Source organism: Myxococcus sp. MH1 (genome assembly GCF_059738865.1).
Map to the genome: position 1 here is coordinate 8181440 of NZ_AP026947.1, position 22189 is coordinate 8203628.

Genomic DNA, 22189 nt, shown 5'->3' on the forward strand with positions numbered 1-22189 from the left:
GCATTGCAAGCGCGGGGCCTGGAGCAAGCGCGGCCTCATTGCCGCGTCGCCATCTCCAGCGTCACCCGGGCCCCCTTCTCCACCAGCGAGCCGGCGGCGGGGGTTTGAGACACCACACGACCACTTCCCAGTACCTGTGGCTCCAACGCCGCGGCGAGCAGCTTCACCACGGCCTCACGCCCCCCGGCTCCCTGGACGTCCGGCACACGCACCGTGCCGGGCTCAGGGCTCTCCGAGACCGCTTCCTCCAACGCCGGGCGGGCGGGCTCGACGGCCGCTCGGGCCACCGGCTTCGCCGCGCCAGGCGCGGGGGACGCGGCGGCCACGGCCGTCCCGGGTGCCACCGTCCGAGACGGAGGCACGGCCAGGTGGGCCATGGCGGCGGTCGCAATTTCCTTGAAAGCAGGGGCAGCCACGAGCCCCCCGTACACGTCTGTCTTGGGTTCGTCCACCACCACGAGGATGACGATGCGAGGATCCTCGGCCGGCACCATGCCGACGAAGGAGGCGATACGCTTGTCCGAGTAGCCCCGGGCCACGGGGTCCGCCTTCTGGGCGGTGCCCGTCTTGCCCGCCACCCGGTATTCATCCATGGCCGCCCGGGGCGCGGTGCCTCCCTTGACGACCACGCTTTCGAGCATGCCCACCACCTGCCGGGCGACCTTGCTGGACACGACCCGGCGGACCTCCGTGGGACGGTTCTCCAGCAGAACCACCCCGTCCGGGTCCACCACCTTCGACACCAGGTAGGGGCGCATCATCACGCCATCGTTGGCCAGCGCACCATAGCCGGCGGCGATCTGCACCGCGGTGGCCGTCATGCCCTGACCGAAGGACTGGGTGGCCAGGGACACTTCGGCCTTCGGGAAGGGGATGACGCCCCGGCCCTCGCCGGGCAGCGACAGCCCCGTGCGCTCGGCGAAGCCGAAGGCGTGGTAGCCGGCGACCATCTTCTCGCGGCCCAGCACCTGGGCGATCTTGGCCATGCAGATGTTGGAGGACACCTGGAGGATGCCCTGCGGCGCCAGCCACCCGTAGGAGTGGGTGTCGTTGATGGTGTGGCGCCCCACACGCCAGGCGCCGTTCTCGCAGAAGAAGACGCTGTCGGGCGTAATCGCCTTCTCCTCCAGCGCGGTGGCCACCACGAAGGGCTTGGTGGTGGAGCCGGGCTCGAAGGTATCCAGCGCGGCGCGGTTGCGCATGCCGCCGCGGGAGCTGGACTCGGGCGTGTTGGGGTTGAAGCGCGGGTGGTTGGCCACCGCGAGCAGTTCCCCCGTCTTGGGGTCCAGCGCCACCACCATGCCGGCGACGGCCTTGGCCTCCTCCACCGCCTTGGCCAGGGCCTTCTCGGCCACGTACTGGAGGTGGCGGTCCAAGGTCAGGGTGACGGCGGCGCCCTGGCGCTCCAGGGGGTCGGTGGCGCCCTGCACCAGCAGCTTGCGGCCCTTGGCGTCACGGAAGCCGGACATGCGCGAGTTCTGCCCGGACAGCTCGTCCTCGAAGGCCTTCTCCAGGCCCTCCAGGCCCTTGCCGTCCATGCCGACCAGGCCCATCACGTGCGCGCCCAGCTCGCGCTGGGGATAGAAGCGCTTGGGCTCCTTGGTGAAGCCCAGGCCGGGCAGGCCCAGCGCCTTCACCGCGGCGACCTCCTGGGGCTTGGCCTGGCGCTTGACCCAGGCGAAGCGCTTGGAGCGGGCCAGGCGCGCGGCCAGCTCGTCCGCGTCCACCTTCAGGGCCTTGGCCAGCTGCTTCGAGGCCTGGCGCACGTCGGGCAGCATCGACGGGTCCACCCAGACGGAGTCCACCTCCACGCTCTGGGCGAGCGGCGTGCCGCGCCGGTCGAAGATGTCGCCGCGCCGGGCGGGAATCTCAATCTGGCGGACGTACTGGTCCTGCGCCATCCCCCGCAGCTTCTCCTGCTCGAAGACCTGCAGCTGCACGGCGCGACCGAAGGCGACTCCCAAGAGGAGCAGGAAGAGGCCGAACAAGAGCTGCACCCGCAGCTTCAGCCCCTTCGCGTTGGGCTCCGGAGCCCGGGTCGCCTTGAAGTCCCTCACCGGCCCGCGCCTCCACGGCCAGCCACGCGCACGGCGGGCTTGGGGTCCTGGGGCGCCTGGGCGGAGGCGCTGGCGCGAGAGGGCTTCTCCGCGGACAGCGACACCACCGCGCTGCCGGCAGGCATGCTCATGCCCAGCTGCTCACGCGCGACGCGCTCCAGCCGGCCGGGGGCCTTGAGCGTGGCCAGCTCCAGCTTGAGCCGGTCGTTCTCCCGCGTCAGCGAGCGGCTCTCGGCCTCCTCGCGCGACAGCCGGTAGCCCATGTCCACCACCATCACCCGGCTGGTGACGTGGAGGATGCCCACCGCCGCAAACAGGGTGAACAGGAGGACCGCGGGCAGCAGGTGCAGCAGCACGCCCGTCACCGAGACGGAGCCACGCTGGGACGACGCCTTGCTCATCGCACTTTCTCCACCACGCGCAGGTGCGCGCTCCGAGAGCGGGGGTTGACCTCCACCTCTTCGTCCGAGGCGGACACGGCCTTCTTCGTCACCACGCTGAAGTTGCCCACGCTCTGACAGACGCAGACGGGCAGGCCCGGAGGGCAGGTGCAGCGGCCCTCCAGCGCGCGGAAGGCTTCCTTCACCTTCCGGTCCTCCAGCGAGTGGAAGGAGATGACGGCGGCGCGCCCGCCCACCTTGAGCAGGCCCGGCAACGCGGAGAGCAGCGCGTCCAGCGCCTCCAGCTCCTGGTTGACGGCCATGCGCAGCGCCTGGAACGTCCGGGTGGCCACGTGGATGCGGTTGGGCCACGCCTTGCGCGGCACCGCGCGCTTGACGACCTCGGCGGCCTCCAGCGTGCGCGTGGGCAGCGCGCGCTTGAGCTCGCGGGCAATGGGCCGGGCGAAGGGCTCCTCGCCGTACTCCTCGAGGATGTGCTTGAGCTCGCGCTCGTCCAGCGTGGCGATGAGCTCCGCGGCGGTGGGGCCGTCCGGGCCCATGCGCATGTCCAGCGGGCCGTCCTTGTTGAAGGAGAAGCCGCGCTCGGCCACGTCCAGCTGGGGCGAGGACACGCCCAGGTCCACGAGCACGCCGTCCACCGGCAGCAGGTCCTGGGTGACGCGGGGCAGGTCGGCGAAGTTGCCGGCGCGGCCCTGGAAGCGGGGGTTGGGGCCCAGCCGGGAGGTGGCCGCCGCCAGCGCCACCGGGTCGCGGTCCACGCCGACGACGGACGCGCCCTGGGCCAGGAGCGCCTCCGTGTGGCCACCACCCCCGAGTGTGCCGTCGATGATCACCTTGCCCGCTCCCGGTCGCAGCAGCTCCACCGCTTCACGCAGCAGGACGGTGTGGTGCTGGAATTCCAAGGCCCCCACGAGCACTCAGACGAAGGGAGCCCGCGCGAGGCCGAAGGCGGCGCGAGCGTCGTTCATGTGCGGGTAGATTTCGAAGGCGTCGTGCGCGCCGGCGGCCCGGAAGATGGCCGCCAGGTACGGCGACAGGCCGGACAGCTTCAAATCTCCACCGGTGCGGCGGAAGGCCTCGGCGCGGGCCATCAGCGGCTTGACGCCCTTGTAGTTGAGGTGGCCGACGTCGGACAGGTCCAGCACCACCTGACGCAGGCCCCGGTGCATGCGCTGGGTGAGCTCGTCGCACAGGGTCAGCAGGTCCTGCTCGCTCAGCTCGCCCTCCAGCATGAGCGTCTCCACGCGCCCGGCACCCGCCAGCGCGCTCGCCGCTCCTCGCCGCACCTCCAGAACCTGATTCATACGGTGTCACCCTCTGGGGACTTCAGCCCTCTGTCGACTTTCCGGACTACGGCTGCCGCAGCTCGGAGAGCACCTTCATCACGTCCGCGGAGGCCGCCTCCTGGCGGGCCTCTTCCTGGGCCTTCGCCCAGCCCTCGCGGCTCCAAAGCTCAATGACCTTCACCATCCCCGCCCACACCACGTCCTTCTCCAGCCCCGCGTACGTCCGGAGCGACGGCGGGATGAGCAGCCGTCCCAGCCGGTCCAGCGGGCACTCCTGGGCGCTGGCCACGTACAGGCGCATCAGCGTCTTCACCCCGGGCTCCATGGGATTTCGCCGCGCGAGGGAGGTCTCCAGCGCCTCCCACTCCCGCACCGGGTAGGCGTGCAGGCACCGGTCCAGCGCGGTCGTGACGATGAGCCGCTCGTCGTAGGCCCCCACCAGGGTCTCCCGGAGCTTCGCCGGGAGGCTGGTCCGCCCCTTCGCGTCGATCTGGTGCTCATAGACGCCTCGGAACACGGGGGGCGATCCACCTTTTCAGCCCATCAAGGGATGAAGCTCCACTCCTTCCCACTTCTTGCCACTACCGGGCGGCATTCATACGCGCCCACATGGGGGGGGTCAAGAAAGCGCAACAGGTTGGAACACGCCGCCAGTGCAACGCCGACATCCGGACAACCCGTCACACCTGGAAGGTCAGGTGTTTGGCGCGGCGCGGCGCCCTACCCGTGGCGCTGGGGTAAACTTGAGCTCCCCCCGAGAAGGGCGCAGAGTGACGGGTGCGTGAACACGAACGTGCGACTGAAGGTGGCCTACAAGAGCCCGCAGTCCCTGGTGGGGGAGTACACGCGCAGCGTGGGTCAAGGCGGCGCCACCCTCCACACGCGGCGCAGCCTGCCGCTGGGCACCCGTTTCACCTTCGAACTGCACGCCGGAGGCGCGCTGCGGCCCGTGGAGGTGCTGGGCGAGGTGGTGCAGGTGGAGCCGCGCCCGGAGCGCGACTACCTGCTCACGGTGCGGTACGGCGCCACGGAGGATCGCTCCGCGCTGGACGCGGTGCTCCAGCGCATCTTCTCCGTGCAGGAGAAGGAGGGGCTGCGCCGCTTCCCCCGGCTGCCCTTGCACCTGCGCGCGGTGGAGGCGACGCCCCTGTCGCCGGCCTTCCTGGTGCGCGACATCTCGCGCGGCGGCGTGGGGCTGGACGTGATGGCGCCCGCCCTGCCCCGCCACGTGCGCGTGGGCACGCCGTTCCTGTTGGAGATGGACCTGACGGGCGGCGCGCTGCTGTTGCACGGCGAGGTGGTGTGGACCGCGTCCACGCCGCGCAAGAACGCCACCGAGGCGACGCCGGGCTTCGGCGCCACGTTCGGCCGGCTGCGCGCGCCCATGCAGGAGCGGCTGGACGCGCTCTTGGCCTTGAGCTCGTTGCCCCCCGCGCCGTGGAAGGCGCGGGTGAGCTTCGGCATGGACGCGGTGACGCGGATGCCGTGAGGGCGGCGGGAGGCTACTCCGCGAAGGGGTAGCCGCCGGCGGCCTCGACGGCGGTCACCACCGTCTCACGCAGGTGGGCCGGGTTGTACGGCGTGAAGACGTCCAGCGTGCGCAGGCGCGTCAGCTCCTTGTCCAGCGCGTCGCCCTCCAGCGTGGCGCACAGGGCGCGGCGGGTGCGCTCGTACACGCGCGGGGCGCTGTCGAACGCGAACAGGCGCACCAGCGCCAGCCGCACCGGGTCCACCTGCCCTCCCGCGGCCACCTGCCGGGTGCGCGTGACGAGCGAGTCCAGCGCGAACGCGTCCATCATCACGTCGGAGAGCGCGGCGAGCACCTCCTGGTGCTTCTCCAGCTCCGGGCCGAACTTCTCCGCGGCGATGCGCAGGGCGTGCAGCGCCAGGCGCTTGGTGCTCTCCGCGGCGACCTCCTCCGCCGCCAGCGCGTCCTCCGTGCGGGCGCGGGGGCGCTCCCCGCGCGACAGCTCGTCCGCGATGTTCTTCGCCACGGAGAACAGCGGCAAATCACCCTTCACCGCGCGCTTGAGGATCATGCCCGTGATGAGCATGCGGTTGATCTCGTTGGTGCCCTCGAAGATGCGGTTGACGCGCGCGTCGCGGTAGGCGCGCTCGATGGGGTACTCCTCGATGAAGCCCGCGCCACCGTGCAGTTGCACGGCGTCATCCAGCAGGTGGCCCAGGGCCTCCGAGCCGTAGACCTTCATGATGGAGGACTCGATGGCGTACTCCTCCACCGCGGCCAGCAGGTGCGCCTCGAAGTCCGGGGCACTCTTGTCCCGCGAGGCCAGGCGCGCGTCGACCAGGCCCGCGGTGCGGTAGGTCATGCTCTCCACCGCGTGGACGAGCATCGCCATGCGCGCCAGCTTCTCGCGCGACAGCGGGAAGTCGGCGATGGCCGTGCCGAACTGCTTGCGCTCCTGGGTGAAGCGCAGGGCGTTGGCCAGGTTGAGCTTCATGCTGCCGAGCACGCCCGCGCCCAGCTTCAGCCGGCCGTAGTTGAGGATGTTGAAGGCAATCTTGTGGCCTCGGCCCACCTCGCCCAGCAGGTTCTCCGCGGGCACCTTCGCGTCCTCGAAGTAGAGCGGGCACGTGGACGAGCCACGGATGCCCATCTTGTGCTCCTCGGGGCCCACGCTGAAGCCCGGGGTGTCCTTCTCCACGATGAAGCCGGTGAACTTGTCACCGTCCACCTTGGCGAAGACGACGAACACGTCCGCGAAGGCCGCGTTGGTGATGTAGAGCTTGGAGCCGTTGAGGACCCAGTGCTTGCCGTCCGGCGAGCGCACCGCCTTCGTCTTCGCGCCCAGCGCGTCGCTGCCGCTGCCCTGCTCGGTGAGCGCGTACGCCGCCACCCACTCGCCCGTGGCGAGCTTCGGCAGGTACTTCGCCTTCTGGGCCGCGTTGCCGAACCAGACGATGGGCAGCGTGCCGATGCCCACGTGCGCGCCGAACGTCACGGACCAGGAGCCGTTGAGGCCCATCGCCTCCGCGAGCAGGAGCGAGGTCGTCTTGTCCAGGCCCGTGCCGCCGTAGGCCTCGGGGATGTCCGTGCTCAGCAGGCCCAGCTCGCCCGCCTGTCGCAAGAGCTCGCGCAGCAGCGCGTTGTCCTTGTGCTCGATGCGCTCGGACTGCGGCACCACCTGCTCGCGGCTGAACTGGAGCGCGGTGCGGAAGAAGAGCCGTTGCTCCTCCGTGAAGGTCTCCGGCGTGAGGACGCGGGCAGCGCCGACCTCCTGGAACAGGAAGGCACCTCCGGTGGGGTTTTCCTTCGACGCGGCGGGCTCATTCACTGCGGCCATCCAAGACCTCCCAAGGTGAACGGAAGGAACACCCCTTCCGCCGGCGGGCACACGGCCCACCGTGCAAGCTATGAAGCGCGCCATCTTAGGGGGAGAAGCAGGCGGGCCAGCCCTTTTCTCGCTGCGGGCCTGTCCGTTCCCCGCGGCTTTCCGCACTTCGCGTCCGGTATTTCCGCGCAGCGGAACGTGCGGGGCCCCGTGCCTGTGGCGTGAGCGACAGTCACAGGGGTCCCGCAGACGTCGACACCGCTCACGATGACCACCCATGGCCCCTCACTCCAGGCCGGAGGCGCTCCGCCTCCAGGGAAGGGTGGCTGTCATGAGAACGAGCGCGAGCGTGCTGGTGGCGTTGTTCGTCGCGGGCGTCGTCACGGTCCACGGAGAGGCCCGGGCCGCGGGCGCGTTGACCTGGTCCCAGCACGTCACCGGCCCCAGCGAGGAGACCGGGCGGATTGCCTCCACCCGGGACGGAGGCTTCATCTCCTTCGTCAACTTCACCGGCACCGTGGACCTGGGCACAGGTCCCATCCAGGCACCGGGCGGGCCGGAGGGCCGGGGGCTCGCGCTCGTGCGGCACTCCCCGCAGGGGCAGAAGTCACTCCTGCGCGTCCTCAGCGGCTGGTACGCGCTCCACCTGGCGACGGACGCCGAGGGGAACATCGTCATCCTCGGGGGACCCGCCGGCGCCATCACCAGCAACCTGTTCAGCGACGACCCCCACCTGATGAAGCTCGACCCCCTGGGGCGGCTGCTGTGGCTGCGCCCCATCCGGCAATCGGAGCTCAGCGTCCATGCGCTCGTGACGGACCGCGCGGGGAACATCGGCCTCGGGGGATACACGGTGGGCTCCGACAACAGCCCCCGGCTCACCTTCATCCGGTACGACGGCGAGGGCGTGAAGCAGTGGACGTTCGTCGACGTGAACACCGTCCAGGGCGTGGGCCGCGCCGCCACCGTGGACAGTGAAGGCGCCATCTACGTCGCGGGCGATGCCAAGGGGCCCATCAGCGTCGTCGAGCCCTATCTCATCAAGCTCTCCCCCACCGGGCAGCCCCAGTGGCGCCGCCGGCTGGACGGCGCCGTCGGCTTCGCGCTCGGCGTGGCCACGCACGGCAACCGCGTGGTGGCGGTCGGCACGTTCGCCAACACCTTCACCTTCGCGGCACGGGAGCACTCATCCACCGCCAACCTCGGCATCGACCAGGACGCCTTCGTCGCCGCCTGGACACGCGACGGCGAGGAGCGCTGGGCGTGGAACTTCGCCTTCGACATCGACGCCATCGCCATGGACCTGAACGACGGCGTCACCCTCATTGGCGGCTACCAGGGCCTCAGCCCGGATACGGCGGCCCTGGGAGTTCCTGATGGCAATGCGGCGAGCGCCGCCAACGTCTACGTCGCGAAGCTCGACCGCATCCACGGCTCGTGGCGCTGGGTGCGGACCTTCCCCGGCGGACAGGACCGCGGCAGCCCCGGCTTGGATGAGGGCACCGTCGCCGTCACCCCGGATGGCAGGCCCGCGGTCATGGGACGCTTCCACGACACGCTGCGGGTCGGCTCGCGGGCGTGGACCGCGAACGGCCTGTCGGACCTGTTCCAGTTCGGCTTCGAGCCCTGAGGCTCAGCCCGCGTCCCCGGCGCGCCGAGGCGTCGGGTAGACGAGGCACAGCGTCTCGAACAGGGGCTCGCCCGGGGACGTGTACACGGCTCCGAGCGCCCTGGCCGCCTGCGCCACCTCGGTGCCGAACGAGGGCACCAGGCAGATGTCCTCGGACTGCTTGAAGCGCCCCTTCAACAGCCCCAGGCCCCGGCGCAGCATCGCGAGGTCCTGACGCCCCTCGCGCACCGGCACCGACGGGCCGTTCGCGTCCGGGCCGGGCAGCTTGCCCACGCTCGTGCTCAATTCGAACCCATCCGCGCGCTGGATGATGCGCAGCTTTCCCGGGGCCACCTCCGCCAGCCACTCGCGGAAGCCCTCCTCGTCGCGGAGGACCAACCGATAGGCGACGGGCGCGTCCGGATGCGCGAGCCACACCGAGCCCGCCGAGTCCCGCAGCACCGCGAACAGCTCCGACACCTGCGCCAGGAACGTGTCCGCGTCCGGCACGAGCAACACATCCCGGCCCTTCACCCGCGAGGCCAGGCGCGCGAGGGAGTCCAGGTTCATCGGCTCGAACGTCTCCGCGTCCACGCGCACCTGCTCACCCGCGAGCGCCATCCGCAGCGCTCCGGCGGGGAACTTCTCGCCGTAGACCGGAGCATCGACCCGGGGCCGCGCGCCCCCGTCGTCGGCGGCGGTGGCCTGAGTCCCCGGGGTCAGCGACGGGAGCGGCTCGGGCTTCAGCGACTGCAGGGGCTGCGCGGGCTTCTCCTCACGACAGCCCGTGAGCGCGAGCCCCATGCACAAAAGGCCCCCGAGCCATCGTCGCCCCGAGACTCGCGCCGCTCGATGAATGCATCCGCGCGCCATCACCGCCCCGAACCTCACGACGTCACCCCCGCCCGCGTCCCCGAGGACACCTCCGACGACCGGCCCACCTCCCCGCCTTGAAACACTCGCATGCGACATCCCGGTGCGTCATGAATCCAGCCGCGCGTCATGACCTCAACGCAAGACGTCACGGGGGTGACGGGCTGGCCGTCGCGGGCGGCGCCTGCGCGGGCTTCGGCAGCGTGCTCGCGACACAGGCCGCGTCGGCGAGCCCCAAGCCCACGGCGTGCTCCGCCGCCTGGCGCGCGTCCTGGAAGAGCACCATGTCCGTGAAGCGCTGGGGGTCCTTCGTGCGCCCCGCGTCACGGATGTAGATGGCCTTCACGCGTCCGGGGAACTCCTCGCGAATCTGCGCGTAGACCTCCGGGTCCTTCTCACCCGAGTCCCCCACCAGCACCACCGGCTGCGGGAACTGCGTGAGCAGCCGTCGGATGATGGGCTGCTTGTAGTCGGACAGCGAGCCGGGCCCCAGGTCCCGCAGGTACACGCCGAACCCCGCCGGGAAGCCGTGCCGCGTCAGGAACGACTTCACGCGCGGCAGGTACTGGACGGGCGAGCCGCTCACCAGCGCGAACGCCGAGGGCACGCCGCCCCGCAGGCACCCGTAGAGCGCCGACATGCCCGGCACCACCTCCAGTTCGTCCGCGTCCTTGAGCAGCGCCGTCTGCACCAGCTTCGTCGGCTTCGTCACCTGCGTCACCACCACCGTGTCGTCGAAGTCGGAGACGACGAGCAGCGGCGTCGCCGCCGGCACCACCTCCACCCGCGCCGACGTGGTGGCGCCCTCCACCCACGCCTCCGCCTCGAACGCCCCCACCTCGAAGGCCTTGCCCTCGGGCGGCAGGAGGTTCACCTCGAACCCACCGTCATGCCCGCTGGTGAGGGTCGCCGTCACCCCCTGGAAGCGCACCGACACCTTCGCGCCCTCCCAGTTGCGAGCCGCCAGGCGACGCACGTTGCGCGTCAACGCCGAGCTGCCGTCACCGGGCGCTTCCTTCAGCACCCGCCCCTGCAACATCACCCGCTCCGGCTGCCCCAACACCGGCGTCAGCAACACCGCGGGCGCCGCCATGACGCGGGGCGCGCAGAGAAATCCAAGCAGGACAAACCATCGAGCAAGCGTGTTCAACGGAATTTTCCCGTGTTAATGTTTACGGAGACCTTGATGATAGCTTCACGCGGTCATCGAAGGGCGTCGTGGTGGGGTAGCACATCGGCCCGGTGCGCCCAGAGGAGCCGGAAGACACGTGGAGCACCCGTCCGAAGGGCGCGATTTCGGCAAGTACACGTTGCTCGAGCGCATCGCGACGGGCGGCATGGCGGAGATCTACCGCGCCCGGATGACGGCGGTGGCGGGTGTCACCAAGCCGGTGGTCATCAAGAAGATCCTCCCCGGCTACGCGGACCAGAGCGCCTTCGTCTCCATGTTCGTCAACGAGGCGCGCATCGCGGCGGGGCTGAGCCACGGCAACATCGCGCAGGTCTTCGACTTCGGCGAGGTCGACGGCCAGTACTTCATCGCCATGGAGTGGGTGGACGGGCATCCGCTGTCGCGCGTGCTGCGCCGGGCGCGTGAGAAGGGACTGTACACGCTCCCGCAGCCGCTCGCCCTGCTGGTGACGGTGGAGGTGCTCAAGGGGCTGGCATACGCGCATACGCGCCTGGATGACCGGGGCCGGCCGCTGCACATCATCCACCGCGACGTCAGCCCGCAGAACGTGCTGCTCAGCTTCGAGGGTCAGGTGAAGCTGGTGGACTTCGGCATCGCCCGCGCGCGGATGGCGGGCGGCTACGAGTCCGACGCGGGCGACGCCAAGGGCAAGTACGCCTACTTCGCGCCGGAGCAGGCCCGGGGCCGGGAGCTGGACGCGCGCGCGGACATCTTCGCCGCGGGCACCCTGCTGTACGAGACGCTGTGCGGGCGACTGCCCTTCGAGGGCTCCGTCACCGACGTGATGCGAAAAATCGCGGTGGGCGACTTCCCCCGGCCGCGCGAGCTGGAGCCGGACATCCCGCCGGCCCTGGAGCGCATCCTCCTCACCGCGCTCGCGGTGGAGCGCGAGCAGCGCTACCCCACCGCCGAGGCCTTCGCGGAGGTCCTCACCCGCTACCTGCACACCGCCACGCCCGACGTCTCCACCAGCGCGCTGGCCCACTTCATGGGCTACCTGTTCGAGACCGAGCTCGTCGCGGACGGTCGCCCCGTGCTACTGCCGCGCGAGTTCCTGGGGCAGATGGCCCGCTGGACGCGCCCGCTCGCCGAGCGCCGCACCCTCCTCCGGGAGCTGCCGTCCGCGCCCCTCGAAACGCCGCTGGAGTCGCCCGCCGCGCCCCGCCCGCCCGAGGGCCGCCGCGAGCGCACCACCCAGCCCATCCCCGCCGTCCCCGGCCCGTCCTCCGACGCGCCCACCGCGGAGGCCCCTCCTCCCGAGCCCGCGCCGACCACCGACGCGCCAGTGCCGCTCCGCCCTCGCGTGCCGAACGCCATGGCGCTGGGGACGCCGGTGCTCGCGGCCATGGGCGTGGCGCTGGTGGTGATGATGCTGGGGCGCAACGGCACCTTCTCCGTGGAGCTCAGCTCGTCGCCGCCTGGCGCCAACATCCGCGTGGATGGCCGCCCGCTGGACACGCTCACGCCCGCGCTCCTCACCCACCTGCCCGCGGACGCCGAGCACCTGCTGGAGGTCCACATCCCCGGCATGGTGCCCTGGAGCCAGGTGGTCCGCGCCGAGCGGGGCACCACCCTGGCCGTGCACGCGCGGCTTCGTCCTCGGATGAACACTCCGGCCGCGTCCGCCATGTCGGCCCGCGCGCACCACGCGCCCCCCGTACCGGAGATGGACTGGGCCCCGGGCGGCATCCGCCTGTCCGCGGTGAGCCACGCCTTCCGCGTCCCCGTCACCAACGCCGCCCGCGTGCAACTGGACCCGGCCCGCACGTACCTGGTGCACACCGAGGGGCGCATGTCGCTGGGCGGCCCCATGTCCGTGGAGCACGCCGGCTACTTCCTGGAGGGCGACGCGAACCTGCCCGCGCACGACTCCTTCGGCGTGCTCGGCCCCGACGAGCAGCTGGTGCGCCACGCGTCCGTGCTCCACGTCTTCGCGCTGGATGCCCGCCGGGACGACAACCGGGGCGGGCTCCAGGTGCGCATCCGCGAGCTGGGGGGAGCGAGCCTCGCGCCCTTCCGCCTGGACTCGCGCCAGCACGCGGTGAAGCTGTCACGCGCGGACCGCTTCGTGCTCCGCGCGCTGGACCCGGGCACCACGTACGACGTGGTGCTGCGCTACACCGCCGAGCCCGCCCGGACCCGCGGCCTGGGCGGAGGCCCGGTGGGCCGGGTGCTCGGCCTGGTGGGCACCGGCCCCGGTCCCGAGGGCTCACCCAGCGGCCTGGCGCTCCTGGAGGTGGGGCAGCCCACCCGACTCAGGGGGGCGTCGTGGCTCCAGCTCGCCTTCCCGGACGACAACCTGGCCGACAACACCGGCACCCTCCTCTTGGAGGTCATCCCCGTGGTCCACCCCACCGGCGGCCAGACGGCCCCCGCCGAGCACCGCCACGGCCGCACGGCGCAGTGAGCCCTGCTACAGCCGTGCAGCGGCCTGTCGCCGAAAAGTTGATCCTCCAGTCGCTCCCCCTACCCTGAGCGACAAGGAGGGCTCAACATGTTGAAGCTGGTGGCAGTGGCCGTGGTGGGAGCGGTGGTGCTCGGGACGGTGGGGCTGTCGGGCCGCGTGGACGCGCGTCCCGGGAGCAGCGAGGCGGAGCCGACGCAGGCGCAGGTGGAGGCGGCGCTGGACGCGCGGCAGAAGGAGCTGCTGGGCATCCTTTTGGAGGCTCAGCGGACGGGCGAACGCACGGCGTCGGTTCACCGGTAATCTCGTGGCGTCGAGCGCGACTCGGTGCTAAGCCCGGGCCTCCGTTTGACGTCTACCTGCCCGTGAGGGGGACATGCCTGAAGGGTCCGCGTCACTCAACCAGCTCGCGGTCGGCGACCGGGTCGTCTACCCGAATCAGGGTGTCTGCCGCGTCACCGCCATCGACACCAAGGAAGTGGCGGGACAGAAGCTCATCTTCGTCACGATGCGCCGCGAGGAGGACAACGCCCTCCTGATGGTGCCCCAGCAAAAGGTCGTGGCCATCGGTGTGCGCCGGGTCGCCAGCCCCGACGACGTGAAGAACCTCTTCGCGTTCCTGCGCTCCGACGGCGACAAGGCCGACCTGGACTGGAAGCAGCGCGCACGCACAAACCAGGAGCGCATGACCCAGGGCGGAATCCTGGGGCTCGCCGAGGTGGTCAAGGACCTCCAGGTCCTGAGCGAGCTGCGCCCCCTGCCGACCAAGGAGCGTGAGCTGTACGACAACGCCCGGCACCTGTTGGTGTCGGAGGTCGCCACCGCGCTCGGCACCGCCGAGGTCAACGCGGAGGACGCCATCGACCTGGTCCTCTTCCCGCCCGGCCGCGAGCGCCCCAAGCGCACCGCCGCCGAGTTCGCGAAGGGCGACGAGGACGACCTGGGGCTCGACGGAGACCTGCTGGGGCTCGACGGAGACCTGGACCTGCCCTCCGACGAGGAGCCGCAGTCCGAGTCCGACGAGGAGAGCTCCTCCGAGGAGGAGGGCGAGGAGTCGTCCGAGGAGAAGGGCGACGAGGAGTCCTCCGCGCCCAAGAAGCGCGGCCGTCCGCCTAAGGCCAAGCCCGCGGAGGCCGAGGGCGCCGAGCCCGCCGCGCCCAAGAAGCGCGGCCGTCCTCCCAAGCCGAAGCCGGAGGCGCCCCCCGAGGGCGCCGAGCCCGCCGCGCCCAAGAAGCGCGGCCGTCCTCCCAAGCCGAAGCCGCCCGAAGTGGAGGGAGCGGCGCCCGCCGCGCCCAAGAAGCGCGGCCGTCCGCCCAAGGCCAAGCCCGCCGACAGCGAGGACTGACCGCCAACACCATCCAGGGGGCCCTGACGCGGGCCCTCTTCGCGCCGAGGTGATTCCCCGTGATTCGCGTCGTGACGTTGGACCCCTTCGACGACAAGCAGCTCGCCAAGCTCAACCGCACGCTCTACACGGCGTTCGGCGTGGGCAGCGAGCACTCCGGCAGCGCCGAAATCCCCCCGGGGCTGGGCGAGCCGCTGGACGCCGAGAAGCTGCTGGACCAGGTGAAGGGCATCCGCGCCTATCAGGACGACAAGGTGCTGCTGCTCACCACGCGCAAGCTCAAGGAGCGCGAGCTGCCCAGCGGCGTGGCCCCCACCCCGGGCTTCGCGCGCCAGGGCAAGGACCGCTCCATCATCTCGCTGCAGCCGCACAAGGACCTGGAGACGGGCTTCAAGCCCGTGGCGCGGCAGGCGCTGCACCAGCTCGGCCACCTGTGGGAGCTGCACCACTGCCTGGACCCGCGGTGCTCGATGTACCCGCCCTGGACGCCGTCGTTCTCCCAGGGTGAGCCCATCTTCTGCACCTTCTGCCGGGAAAAGAGCGAGCAGAAGATTCGTCTTGCGAAGTCCTAGCCTCCCACGCGCGCTGCCCCTCCTGGAGCTGGGGGGCCTCCTGCTCGTCGCGCTCCTGTGCCTGCTCTTCCACCTGCGGCTGCCGGGCAAGCTCCCCACCGAGGAGGGCTATCGCGCGGTGGCCCGGCGGCTCCAGTCGCAGGCCCGCCCCGGTGACGCGGTGCTGCTGTTCCCCTGGTGGACGGAGCGCGCGCGCCTGTTCGTGCCTCCGGGCCTGCCCGTCTACGGCTACCTGGGCTCGGACACCGACGACCTGTCCGCGCACCCGCGCGTCTGGGTGCTGGGACAGCCGGAGCTGCCGCGCTCGGACGAGGCGGCCTTCCTGAAGGACTTCCTGCCCCAGCGCCGCGCTTTGGGGGAACCCGAGCGCGAGGGCTCGCTGACGCTGACGCTCTACGAGAACGGGCGCCACCGGCCGCGCCGCTTCACGGCCTCCGACGTCGTCTCCCGCGCGCGGGTGTACCTGGAGTCGGACGACGGCGCGCGACAGGCGTGTCCCTTCAACGGCTCGGCGCACCGCTGCCCCGGCCAGGGCAATATCTACGTGGCAGCCGAGTGGCACGAGGTCCTCTACGAGCCGCGCCACTGCCTGTGGATGCCCGCGCCGCCGGGAGACCAGAAGCTGGTGGCGGAGTTCGACGGCGTGCCCGGCGACGTGGGGCTGCGGCTCGAGGGCGGCATCATCTTCGAGTACGCCTTCCCCAAGGACGCGCAGCTGACGACGGCGCTGCTGGGCGTGGACGACGCGGCGAGCGGCGAGCGACTGCTGGACGTGGCGATCGCGCCGGGCCAGGAGGGCGTGAAGAAGGCCGAGGTGCGGCTGCCCCCGGGCGCGCCGCGCACGGTGAAGGTGTGGGTCCGCTCGCGCAATCCGGACCGGCGGCAGGTGTGTCTGGACGTGCTGGCGGTGGAGCCGGCGGTGGGAGTGAAGGGATGACGGGCAGGCCGGCGACCCGCGAGGAGAAGCGCTGGGCGTGGGCGCTGTGGGCCCTGGCCTTCGTGGCGCTGTGGTGGACCGAAGGCCACGTGGGCTTCACGCGCGACGAGAGCGTCTACTTCGCCGCGGCGGAGGGGTACGCGGGCTGGTTCCGCCAGCTGTTCCAGTCGCCGACGCGGGCGCTGACGGACGCGGCCATCGTCCGCGCGTGGGACTACAACCACGAGCACCCCGTCCTGATGAAGACGCTGTTCGGGCTGAGCCACCTGCTCTTCCACGACACGCTGGGGTGGATGCGCTCGGCCGCCGCGTTCCGGCTGCCGGCGTTCGCGCTGGCGGCGCTGGTGCCCGCGCTGAGCTTCCTGTTCGGCAGCGCGCTGTACGGCCGCGCCGCGGGCCTGTTCGCCGCGCTCGCGTTCATGCTGGTGCCGCGCCAGTACTTCAACGCGGAGCTGGCGTGCTTCGACGTGCCGGTGGCGGCGCTGTGGCTGCTGGTCGTGTACTGCTTCTGGCGCGCGCTGGAGGACGTGCGCTGGGGCGTGGCGTGCGGCGTGGCCTTCGGCCTGGCGCTGACGGCCAAGCACAACGCGCTGTTCCTCCCCTTCGTGCTGACGCCCTTCGCGCTGTGGCGCGCGTGGGAGGCGAGCGAGGCGGAGCCCCAGGCGCGCGGGTGGCTGCTGCGCTTCGTCGGCCTGTTCGCCTCGGTGGCGGTGCTCTACGGGCTGCTCATCCTGTCGCTGGGCGGCGGCGAGGGCTTCCAGCGGAAGTTCTTCCTGCTCAGCCCCCACACGCTGTTGTTCATGGGGCTGGCCGTCGGCGGCACGTGGCTGCTCAAGGGCGTGGAGAAGGTGAACGCGCAGGTGACGCGGGCGCTCGTCCCCATCGCGGCGATGGCGGTGCTCGGGCCCGTCATCTTCTACCTGCACTGGCCCTACCTCTGGCACCACCCGGTGGACCGCACCGCGTGGTACCTGGCCTTCCACGCCAAGCACAACCACTACGCCTGGTTCTACCTGGGCACGCTCTTGCGCGAGCCGCCCTTCCCGCTCGCGTACGTGCTGGTGAAGACGGCGCTCACGGTGCCCACCAGCCTCTTCGCGCCCATGGTGACGGGCTTCCTCGCGCTCGCGGGCCGCGGCGTGCTGGGGCAGATGGAGCGCACGCGCGCGTGGGTGCGGCCGGTGACGATGGTGGAGGCGCTGGTGGGAGTGAACGCGGTGACGTCCATCCTCATCATCAGCCACCCCCAGGTGCCGCACTTCGGCGGGGTGAAGCACTGGTTCCCGTCCATGGTGTTCCTGGGCCTGCTCGCGGGACAGGCGGTGTCGCGCGGCTCGACGGCGCTCCTGGAGCGGCTGCGCGAGAAGAAGCCCTCGGTGCCCGCGCTCGCCGTGCTCGCGCCCGTGTTCGCGGTGCTGCTGGCGCCCGCGCTGGTGTACTCGGCGCGCGTGTTCCCCTACGGGACGGCGGCGTACTCGGAGCTGGCCGGAGGGCTGCCCGGCGCGGCGACGCTGGGGATGCAGCGGCAGTTCTGGTCCAGCCACGTCACCGGCGTGCTGCCGTGGATCAACGAGCACGCGAAGCCGAACGCGCGGCTGTTCCTGCATGAGGTGCACGGCGGCTCGTTCCGCGACTACCAGCGCAACGGGATGCTCCGGCCGGACCTGCGAGCGGTGGGCAGCCCCTTCGAGGCGGACATCGTCGCGTACCAGTACCACCAGGAGTTCCGCGAGTACGAGTTCCAGACGTGGCAGGCGTTCAACACGCGCACGCCGGCGACGGGGCTGTACCTGGACGAGACGCCGCAGGTCATCGTCTACGTGCGGCCCGAGCCTCGCTGAGCCGCGACGAGGCCCCCGTGATGACCCACGGGGCCCTCGCTCACGGGTGACGCGGGCGCTACGGAGTCAGACACCCCGGGCCCGCCGAGCAATCCGAGCACCAGGCGCTGGACTCGTAGGACGATTGGCAGACGCCGTCGCCGCAGTAGCCACTGTACGGACAGTCCTCGGGACAGGACTGCGGCTCCAGCCGGAAGCACAGGCCGTTACCACAGACATCGATGAGCCCCTCCGGCTCACTTGGCCGCGCGGCCTCCGGCGCCAGACACCCCGGGCCCGCCGAGCAATCCGAGCACCAGGCGCTGGACTCGTAGGACGATTGGCAGATGCCGTCGCCGCAGTAGCCACTGTACGGACAGTCCTCGGGACAGGACTGCGGCTCCAGCCGGAAACACAGGCCGTTACCACAGACATCGATGCGGGCCTCCTGCTCCCCCAGTTCCTGCTCCAGCGGAGCCTGCGCATCCACACCACCACAGGCCGACAACACCGCGAACGACACCACGGCCATCCAGACACGAGTCCATCGCTTCATTCGACGCTCCTCGGGGTGAAGGGAAACAGTCCATCCTAACCATTGGACCAAGGACGACCGCAAACCCTCACACCCACGCCCGAAGCGCCTCCTCACCTCCAGCACAAACATCCAACCCGGATGCAAAAGCAACCCGGGAACACCCCTCACGCACTGGGCACACCTTCCCCACCCTGCTCCCCCGCGAGGAGCACCGGGAGCACATGCAGCACATCGTGCCGGTCGACCTGGCTCCACCCGCGAGTCACCGCCAGGTCGGCCAGCTCCGGTGAGGGCTCGAACGCCAGGGGGAAGCCCACCAGCGCGAGGATCTCCCCGTCGGAGAGGGAGTTGCCCATCGCGAGGGAGCGCTCCAGCGAGGCGCGGTGGAGCGACGCCAGCTCCTGGAGGATGCCCGGCTTGCCCCCGCTGCGGCCAGGCCCCTGGAGCACCTGTCCCGTATAGCGATTGCGTTGGATGGCCATCTGCGCGCCCCGGTACACGTCGATGCCCAGGTCCTCCGCGACCAGATGGACCATCTCGATAGGCCCTCCGGAGACCAGAGCCACCAGGAACCCCTCGGCCTCGAGCATCCGGAGCAGCGGCCGGACGAACCCGAACAGGCGACCTCGCGCCTGGGCCCAGACATCCTCCGCGGCGCGCTCGACGCTGGGGACCGCCACACCCGCGAAGAGCCGCTCCCAGCCCCGGTAGACATCCGCGACGGCGTCGAAGAAGTCCTGTCCGCCCACGTCATGGCGTTCGACCGCCGCCAGGAGTTCGCGCACGACCGTCCCATCACAGACACCGCGCGCCGTCAGCTCACGCACCAGCAAGGCCCCGAGCGTGTCCGGGGTGAGCGTCCCATCCAGGTCGAGCACCGCGAGCCTTCTCATACACAATCCTTCCTGTCGGGCAGGGCCCCTGTCGGAGTCCCTGGCTCCTCCACGAACCAGGACGGAGGACCTCCTCCCCTGGATGTCGGCTCGGAGCGCGACGTGTTGCTCATCGGACGAGCAACCCCGTCGAACACCGTCCTGGCGTCCGCGAGTCATCACCTGAGGCCTCCCAGGTGTCGCCCGGCACGATGCTGCGTCCCCTCGAGGATGGAACCCCCGTCTCCAGGGCGGGGCGGGCGACCCGGGCGCGGTGGGGACGACGTTGGCGGCCTCCGCCCCCCTGTCCACCTTCCGCGAGTCGGGCTCTCGCCCGGAGGGGGACATCCACATGCAGCTGTTCAGGCTTCCGTCGATTCTCGCCGTGTCCGCGGCGCTGTGTTTCTCGGTCGGCTGTTCCAAGCGGGGCTCGCAGTCCCAGGGCGCCGAGCCCCAGGCCAGCACGCAGCCTCCGGCCCCACCCCAGCCGCCACCTTCGATGGCGCAGGGCGCGCCGCCGCCCGACGACGCCCACGGCAAGCACCATGGCAAACACCACAAGGGCGTCTCCGAGGCCAACTGCCCCATGGCCGTCCCCGGCGCGGTGGCCCGGGCCGAGGACGTGCCCGAGGGCGTGGCGCTGGTCCTCAGCACGCCGGAGCCCACGCAGGTGGCGGAGCTGCAGCAGCGCAGCCGCCGCATGCTGCACGAGCAGGCCGCCAGCACCCAGCGCGCGCAGGAGACCTCCGTCCTGGACGAGGTGCAGCGCGAGGACCTGGGCGACAGCGACACCGAGGAGCAGTACGGCCGCGATGACAGCGGCACGGGGGGCGCCGGCATGGCGGGCGCGCCGACGATGCCCTCCAGCGCGAGCGTCCAGGACACGCCGGATGGCGTGGTCATCGTCTACACGGCGATGGACCCGTCCCAGCAGCAGCAGCTCAGCAGCGAGGTCCACCAGACGGCGAACGAGATGAAGCCCGGCCAGTGCCCGGGCATGTGAGCCGCGCCTTCTGTCAGCCCCTGCCCCCCGGCGACTTCCGGGGGCGCAGCGCGGCCAGGGCGTAGTCCACCACCGTGTCCGCGTAGGACTCGGAGAGCGGCGCGGTGCGCAAGAGCCAACGGTGGAACAGCGGACCGAAGAACAGCTCCACGGCGACGTCCAGGTCCACGTCCCGGGCCACCTGCCCCGCCTTCTGCGCCGCGCGCAGCCGCTCCTTGGTGACCTCCAGGTTCGGCCGCAGCAGCGTGTCCACGAACTGCTTCGCCAGCGTCGGGTCCATCTGCGACTCCGCGGTGAGCGCGCGCGAGGGCACCTCGAAGCGCGGTGAGCCCAGCTCGGCGACGGTGGCCCGAATCACGCCCTTCAGGTCCGCCACCACGTCGCCCGTGTCCGGCAGCGGCGCGACGTCCCCGATGAGCGCGGCGAAGGCGTCCAGCACCAGCGCGCCCTTGGTCGGCCACCAGCGATAGATGGTCTGCTTGCCCACCCCCGCCCGCGCGGCGATGGCCTCGATGGTCAGCCGCGTGTAGCCCTGCTCCCCCACCAGCTCCACCACCGCCTTCAGGATGGCCTGGTGCGAGCGCTCACTGCGCCGCCCCGTGTCCGGCGTCTTCGCCTCACTCATGGGGCACACGCTAGCGGGGCGGTGGCGATACGCAACGTCTCGTCTTGACAACAAGCACCCCGGGCCTCATGGTGGCCAAACGAGACGGACCGTCTCGTCTCAATCCAGGAGCCCTTCCATGAAGCGACGCGCCCATATCGCGATGGTCAGCATCCCCGCGCACGGCCATGTGAACCCGAGCCTGGAGGTCTTGCGAGAGCTGGTGGCCCGGGGCCATCGCGTGAGCTACGCCAACGACGCCTCCTTCGCGGAGCCCATCGAACAGACGGGCGCGAAGCTGGTGCCCTATCCGTCGACGCTGCCGCGAGAAGGCGTCGCGGACCGGCAGTGGCCGGAGGACACGATTGGTCAGCTGGAGGTGTTCCTGAAGGACGCGCAGGAGCAGCTGCCCAGGCTGCGCGCGGCCTGGGAGCAGGACCGGCCGGACCTGTTCCTCTACGACATCGCGGGCTACACGGCGCGCATCCTCGCGGAGAACTGGGGGAAGCCCGCCCTCCAGCTCTCCCCCACGTTCGTCGCGTGGGAGGGCTACACCGAGGAGATGGCGCCGATGATGGAGGCGCTGCGCGCGGCCCCGGGTGGCGCGGACTACTACCGTCGCTTCTCCGAGTGGCTGAGGGACTGCGGCGTGGCGGAGACGGACTCCACGCTGTTCGTCGGTCTGCCGCCGCGCTCGCTCGTGCTCATCCCGCGCGCGATGCAGCCGAACGCGGACCGCGTGGACACGCGGCGGTTCACCTTCGTGGGACCGTGTCTGGACGAGCAGCGCGCCCACCAGGGGACGTGGAGCAGGCCCGCGCACGCGAAGAAGGTGCTGCTCATCTCGCTGGGGTCGACGTTCACGAACCAGCCGGCGTTCTATCGCCAATGCATGGCGGCGTTCGGAGATTTGCCTGACTGGCACGTGGTGCTGAACATCGGTCGACATGTCCAGCGCTCGGAGCTGGGGGAGGTCCCCGCCCACTTCGAGGTGCACGCGTGGTTGCCGCAGCTCTCGGTGTTGAAGCAGTCGGATGTCTTCTTCACCCACGCGGGCATGGGCAGCACGCAGGAGGGGCTGTGGTGCGGCAAGCCGATGCTGGCCGTGCCCCAGGCCACCGACCAGTTCGCCAACGCGGACCGCATCGTCGAGCTGGGCGTCGGCTTGCGGCTGGACACGGAGCAGGCCACCGCGGCGGCGCTGCGCGAGGCGTTCCAGCGACTCACCACGGAGCCCCGCTTCGCCGAGCGGGCCGCCGCGATTCAGCGCGAGCTTCGCGACGAGGGAGGGGCGAAGCGCGCCGCGGACCTCATCGAGCAGGCGCTCGGTGGGTGAGGCGCGACGTGCTCCACCGGGCGTCGCCGTGACTCCCGACACGCGCG

21 protein-coding genes are annotated in these 22189 nt (G+C 71.1%); 10 read left to right on the forward strand and 11 right to left on the reverse strand.

Features of this window, described 5'->3' with window-relative positions; genetic code table 11:
• Positions 1-35 precede the first annotated feature (35 nt).
• Genes AC6JA9_RS32060 through mraZ form a run of 5 tightly spaced genes read right to left on the reverse strand, consistent with a single transcriptional unit; the run spans position 36 to position 4261 of the window.
• The gene (locus AC6JA9_RS32060; protein ID WP_426736463.1) at positions 36-2057 is read right to left on the reverse strand and encodes a penicillin-binding transpeptidase domain-containing protein; all 2022 of its coding nucleotides are present in this window, start codon (positions 2055-2057) and stop codon (positions 36-38) included.
• A complete protein-coding gene (gene ftsL, locus AC6JA9_RS32065) occupies positions 2054-2458 on the reverse strand; it encodes a cell division protein FtsL (RefSeq protein ID WP_223748273.1) in 405 nt (134 codons plus the stop codon). Before ftsL ends, AC6JA9_RS32060 begins: the two co-directional genes overlap by 4 nt.
• Positions 2455-3369 carry a 16S rRNA (cytosine(1402)-N(4))-methyltransferase RsmH gene (gene rsmH, locus AC6JA9_RS32070; protein WP_497958325.1) on the reverse strand — a complete coding sequence of 305 codons (915 nt, stop codon included), beginning with the start codon at positions 3367-3369 and terminating at the stop codon, positions 2455-2457. Before rsmH ends, ftsL begins: the two co-directional genes overlap by 4 nt.
• 6 nt (positions 3370-3375) lie before the next feature.
• Positions 3376-3762 carry an STAS domain-containing protein gene (locus AC6JA9_RS32075; protein ID WP_223748271.1) on the reverse strand — a complete coding sequence of 129 codons (387 nt, stop codon included), beginning with the start codon at positions 3760-3762 and terminating at the stop codon, positions 3376-3378.
• A 46-nt stretch (positions 3763-3808) separates the two neighbouring features.
• On the reverse strand, positions 3809-4261 hold the full coding sequence (gene mraZ, locus AC6JA9_RS32080; RefSeq protein ID WP_046715510.1) for a division/cell wall cluster transcriptional repressor MraZ: 453 nt from the start codon (positions 4259-4261) through the stop codon (positions 3809-3811).
• Positions 4262-4525: 264 nt separating this feature from the next.
• Here mraZ and AC6JA9_RS32085 point away from each other — a divergent pair, with 264 nt between their 5' ends.
• The gene (locus tag AC6JA9_RS32085) at positions 4526-5233 is read left to right on the forward strand and encodes a PilZ domain-containing protein (RefSeq protein WP_141326194.1); all 708 of its coding nucleotides are present in this window, start codon (positions 4526-4528) and stop codon (positions 5231-5233) included.
• A 13-nt stretch (positions 5234-5246) separates the two neighbouring features.
• On the opposite strand, the gene AC6JA9_RS32090 is transcribed toward AC6JA9_RS32085, so the two are convergent.
• Positions 5247-7049, reverse strand: a complete 1803-nt coding sequence (locus AC6JA9_RS32090; RefSeq protein ID WP_267699905.1) for an acyl-CoA dehydrogenase FadE — start codon at positions 7047-7049, stop codon at positions 5247-5249.
• A gap of 319 nt (positions 7050-7368) precedes the next feature.
• Between AC6JA9_RS32090 and AC6JA9_RS32095 the strand changes: the two genes are divergently transcribed.
• On the forward strand, positions 7369-8667 hold the full coding sequence (locus tag AC6JA9_RS32095; protein ID WP_497958326.1) for a hypothetical protein: 1299 nt from the start codon (positions 7369-7371) through the stop codon (positions 8665-8667).
• A gap of 3 nt (positions 8668-8670) precedes the next feature.
• Here AC6JA9_RS32095 and AC6JA9_RS32100 read toward each other — a convergent pair whose 3' ends face one another.
• Positions 8671-9450, reverse strand: coding sequence for a hypothetical protein (locus AC6JA9_RS32100; RefSeq protein ID WP_497958327.1), 780 nt, complete (start codon positions 9448-9450; stop codon positions 8671-8673).
• Positions 9451-9667: 217 nt separating this feature from the next.
• The gene (locus AC6JA9_RS32105) at positions 9668-10612 is read right to left on the reverse strand and encodes a phosphatase domain-containing protein (protein ID WP_223781829.1); all 945 of its coding nucleotides are present in this window, start codon (positions 10610-10612) and stop codon (positions 9668-9670) included.
• Between the two features lie 175 nt (positions 10613-10787).
• Here AC6JA9_RS32105 and AC6JA9_RS32110 point away from each other — a divergent pair, with 175 nt between their 5' ends.
• The 6 genes from AC6JA9_RS32110 (at position 10788) to AC6JA9_RS32135 (ending at position 17810) form a co-directional block, all read left to right on the forward strand.
• Complete coding sequence (locus AC6JA9_RS32110) at positions 10788-13118, forward strand: serine/threonine-protein kinase (RefSeq protein WP_473567595.1); 2331 nt, start codon at positions 10788-10790, stop codon at positions 13116-13118.
• An 87-nt stretch (positions 13119-13205) separates the two neighbouring features.
• Positions 13206-13418, forward strand: coding sequence for a hypothetical protein (locus AC6JA9_RS32115; protein ID WP_046715516.1), 213 nt, complete (start codon positions 13206-13208; stop codon positions 13416-13418).
• Positions 13419-13491: 73 nt separating this feature from the next.
• A complete protein-coding gene (locus AC6JA9_RS32120) occupies positions 13492-14460 on the forward strand; it encodes a CarD family transcriptional regulator (RefSeq protein WP_223781827.1) in 969 nt (322 codons plus the stop codon).
• Between the two features lie 59 nt (positions 14461-14519).
• Positions 14520-15032, forward strand: a complete 513-nt coding sequence (locus AC6JA9_RS32125; RefSeq protein WP_046715518.1) for a hypothetical protein — start codon at positions 14520-14522, stop codon at positions 15030-15032.
• Positions 15019-15969, forward strand: coding sequence for a hypothetical protein (locus AC6JA9_RS32130; RefSeq protein WP_497958328.1), 951 nt, complete (start codon positions 15019-15021; stop codon positions 15967-15969). The genes AC6JA9_RS32125 and AC6JA9_RS32130 overlap by 14 nt, the downstream gene beginning before the upstream one ends.
• Positions 15966-17810, forward strand: a complete 1845-nt coding sequence (locus AC6JA9_RS32135) for an ArnT family glycosyltransferase (RefSeq protein WP_223748262.1) — start codon at positions 15966-15968, stop codon at positions 17808-17810. Before AC6JA9_RS32130 ends, AC6JA9_RS32135 begins: the two co-directional genes overlap by 4 nt.
• Before the next feature lie 58 nt (positions 17811-17868).
• On the opposite strand, the gene AC6JA9_RS32140 is transcribed toward AC6JA9_RS32135, so the two are convergent.
• Positions 17869-18345, reverse strand: a complete 477-nt coding sequence (locus AC6JA9_RS32140) for a hypothetical protein (protein ID WP_223748261.1) — start codon at positions 18343-18345, stop codon at positions 17869-17871.
• 146 nt (positions 18346-18491) lie between these two features.
• Positions 18492-19220 carry an HAD family hydrolase gene (locus AC6JA9_RS32145; RefSeq protein ID WP_426745370.1) on the reverse strand — a complete coding sequence of 243 codons (729 nt, stop codon included), beginning with the start codon at positions 19218-19220 and terminating at the stop codon, positions 18492-18494.
• A 331-nt stretch (positions 19221-19551) separates the two neighbouring features.
• On the opposite strand from AC6JA9_RS32145, the gene AC6JA9_RS32150 reads away from it, so the two are divergent.
• The gene (locus tag AC6JA9_RS32150) at positions 19552-20202 is read left to right on the forward strand and encodes a hypothetical protein (RefSeq protein WP_223748259.1); all 651 of its coding nucleotides are present in this window, start codon (positions 19552-19554) and stop codon (positions 20200-20202) included.
• A gap of 13 nt (positions 20203-20215) precedes the next feature.
• Here the strand turns inward: AC6JA9_RS32150 and AC6JA9_RS32155 are convergent, their stop codons facing one another.
• The gene (locus tag AC6JA9_RS32155) at positions 20216-20827 is read right to left on the reverse strand and encodes a TetR/AcrR family transcriptional regulator (protein WP_223748258.1); all 612 of its coding nucleotides are present in this window, start codon (positions 20825-20827) and stop codon (positions 20216-20218) included.
• A gap of 118 nt (positions 20828-20945) precedes the next feature.
• Between AC6JA9_RS32155 and AC6JA9_RS32160 the strand changes: the two genes are divergently transcribed.
• Entirely contained in the window at positions 20946-22142 is a 1197-nt protein-coding gene (locus AC6JA9_RS32160; RefSeq protein WP_426745369.1) for a macrolide family glycosyltransferase, read from the forward strand.
• Positions 22143-22189: the final 47 nt, after the last annotated feature.

Bases quoted from the DNA above. Each gene is read 5' to 3' on its own strand.
- ftsL (WP_223748273.1), bottom strand. From the start codon at position 2,458: ATGAGCAAGGCGTCGTCCCAGCGTGGCTCCGTCTCGGTGACGGGCGTG.
- AC6JA9_RS32075 (WP_223748271.1), bottom strand. From the start codon at position 3,762: ATGAATCAGGTTCTGGAGGTGCGGCGAGGAGCGGCGAGCGCGCTGGCG.
- AC6JA9_RS32090 (WP_267699905.1), bottom strand. From the start codon at position 7,049: ATGGCCGCAGTGAATGAGCCCGCCGCGTCGAAGGAAAACCCCACCGGA.
- AC6JA9_RS32095 (WP_497958326.1), top strand. From the start codon at position 7,369: ATGAGAACGAGCGCGAGCGTGCTGGTGGCGTTGTTCGTCGCGGGCGTC.
- AC6JA9_RS32100 (WP_497958327.1), bottom strand. From the start codon at position 9,450: ATGGGGCTCGCGCTCACGGGCTGTCGTGAGGAGAAGCCCGCGCAGCCC.
- AC6JA9_RS32105 (WP_223781829.1), bottom strand. From the start codon at position 10,612: ATGGCGGCGCCCGCGGTGTTGCTGACGCCGGTGTTGGGGCAGCCGGAG.
- AC6JA9_RS32115 (WP_046715516.1), top strand. From the start codon at position 13,206: ATGTTGAAGCTGGTGGCAGTGGCCGTGGTGGGAGCGGTGGTGCTCGGG.
- AC6JA9_RS32120 (WP_223781827.1), top strand. From the start codon at position 13,492: ATGCCTGAAGGGTCCGCGTCACTCAACCAGCTCGCGGTCGGCGACCGG.
- AC6JA9_RS32135 (WP_223748262.1), top strand. From the start codon at position 15,966: ATGACGGGCAGGCCGGCGACCCGCGAGGAGAAGCGCTGGGCGTGGGCG.
- AC6JA9_RS32140 (WP_223748261.1), bottom strand. From the start codon at position 18,345: ATGAAGCGATGGACTCGTGTCTGGATGGCCGTGGTGTCGTTCGCGGTG.
- AC6JA9_RS32145 (WP_426745370.1), bottom strand. From the start codon at position 19,220: ATGAGAAGGCTCGCGGTGCTCGACCTGGATGGGACGCTCACCCCGGAC.
- AC6JA9_RS32150 (WP_223748259.1), top strand. From the start codon at position 19,552: ATGCAGCTGTTCAGGCTTCCGTCGATTCTCGCCGTGTCCGCGGCGCTG.
- AC6JA9_RS32155 (WP_223748258.1), bottom strand. From the start codon at position 20,827: ATGAGTGAGGCGAAGACGCCGGACACGGGGCGGCGCAGTGAGCGCTCG.
- AC6JA9_RS32160 (WP_426745369.1), top strand. From the start codon at position 20,946: ATGAAGCGACGCGCCCATATCGCGATGGTCAGCATCCCCGCGCACGGC.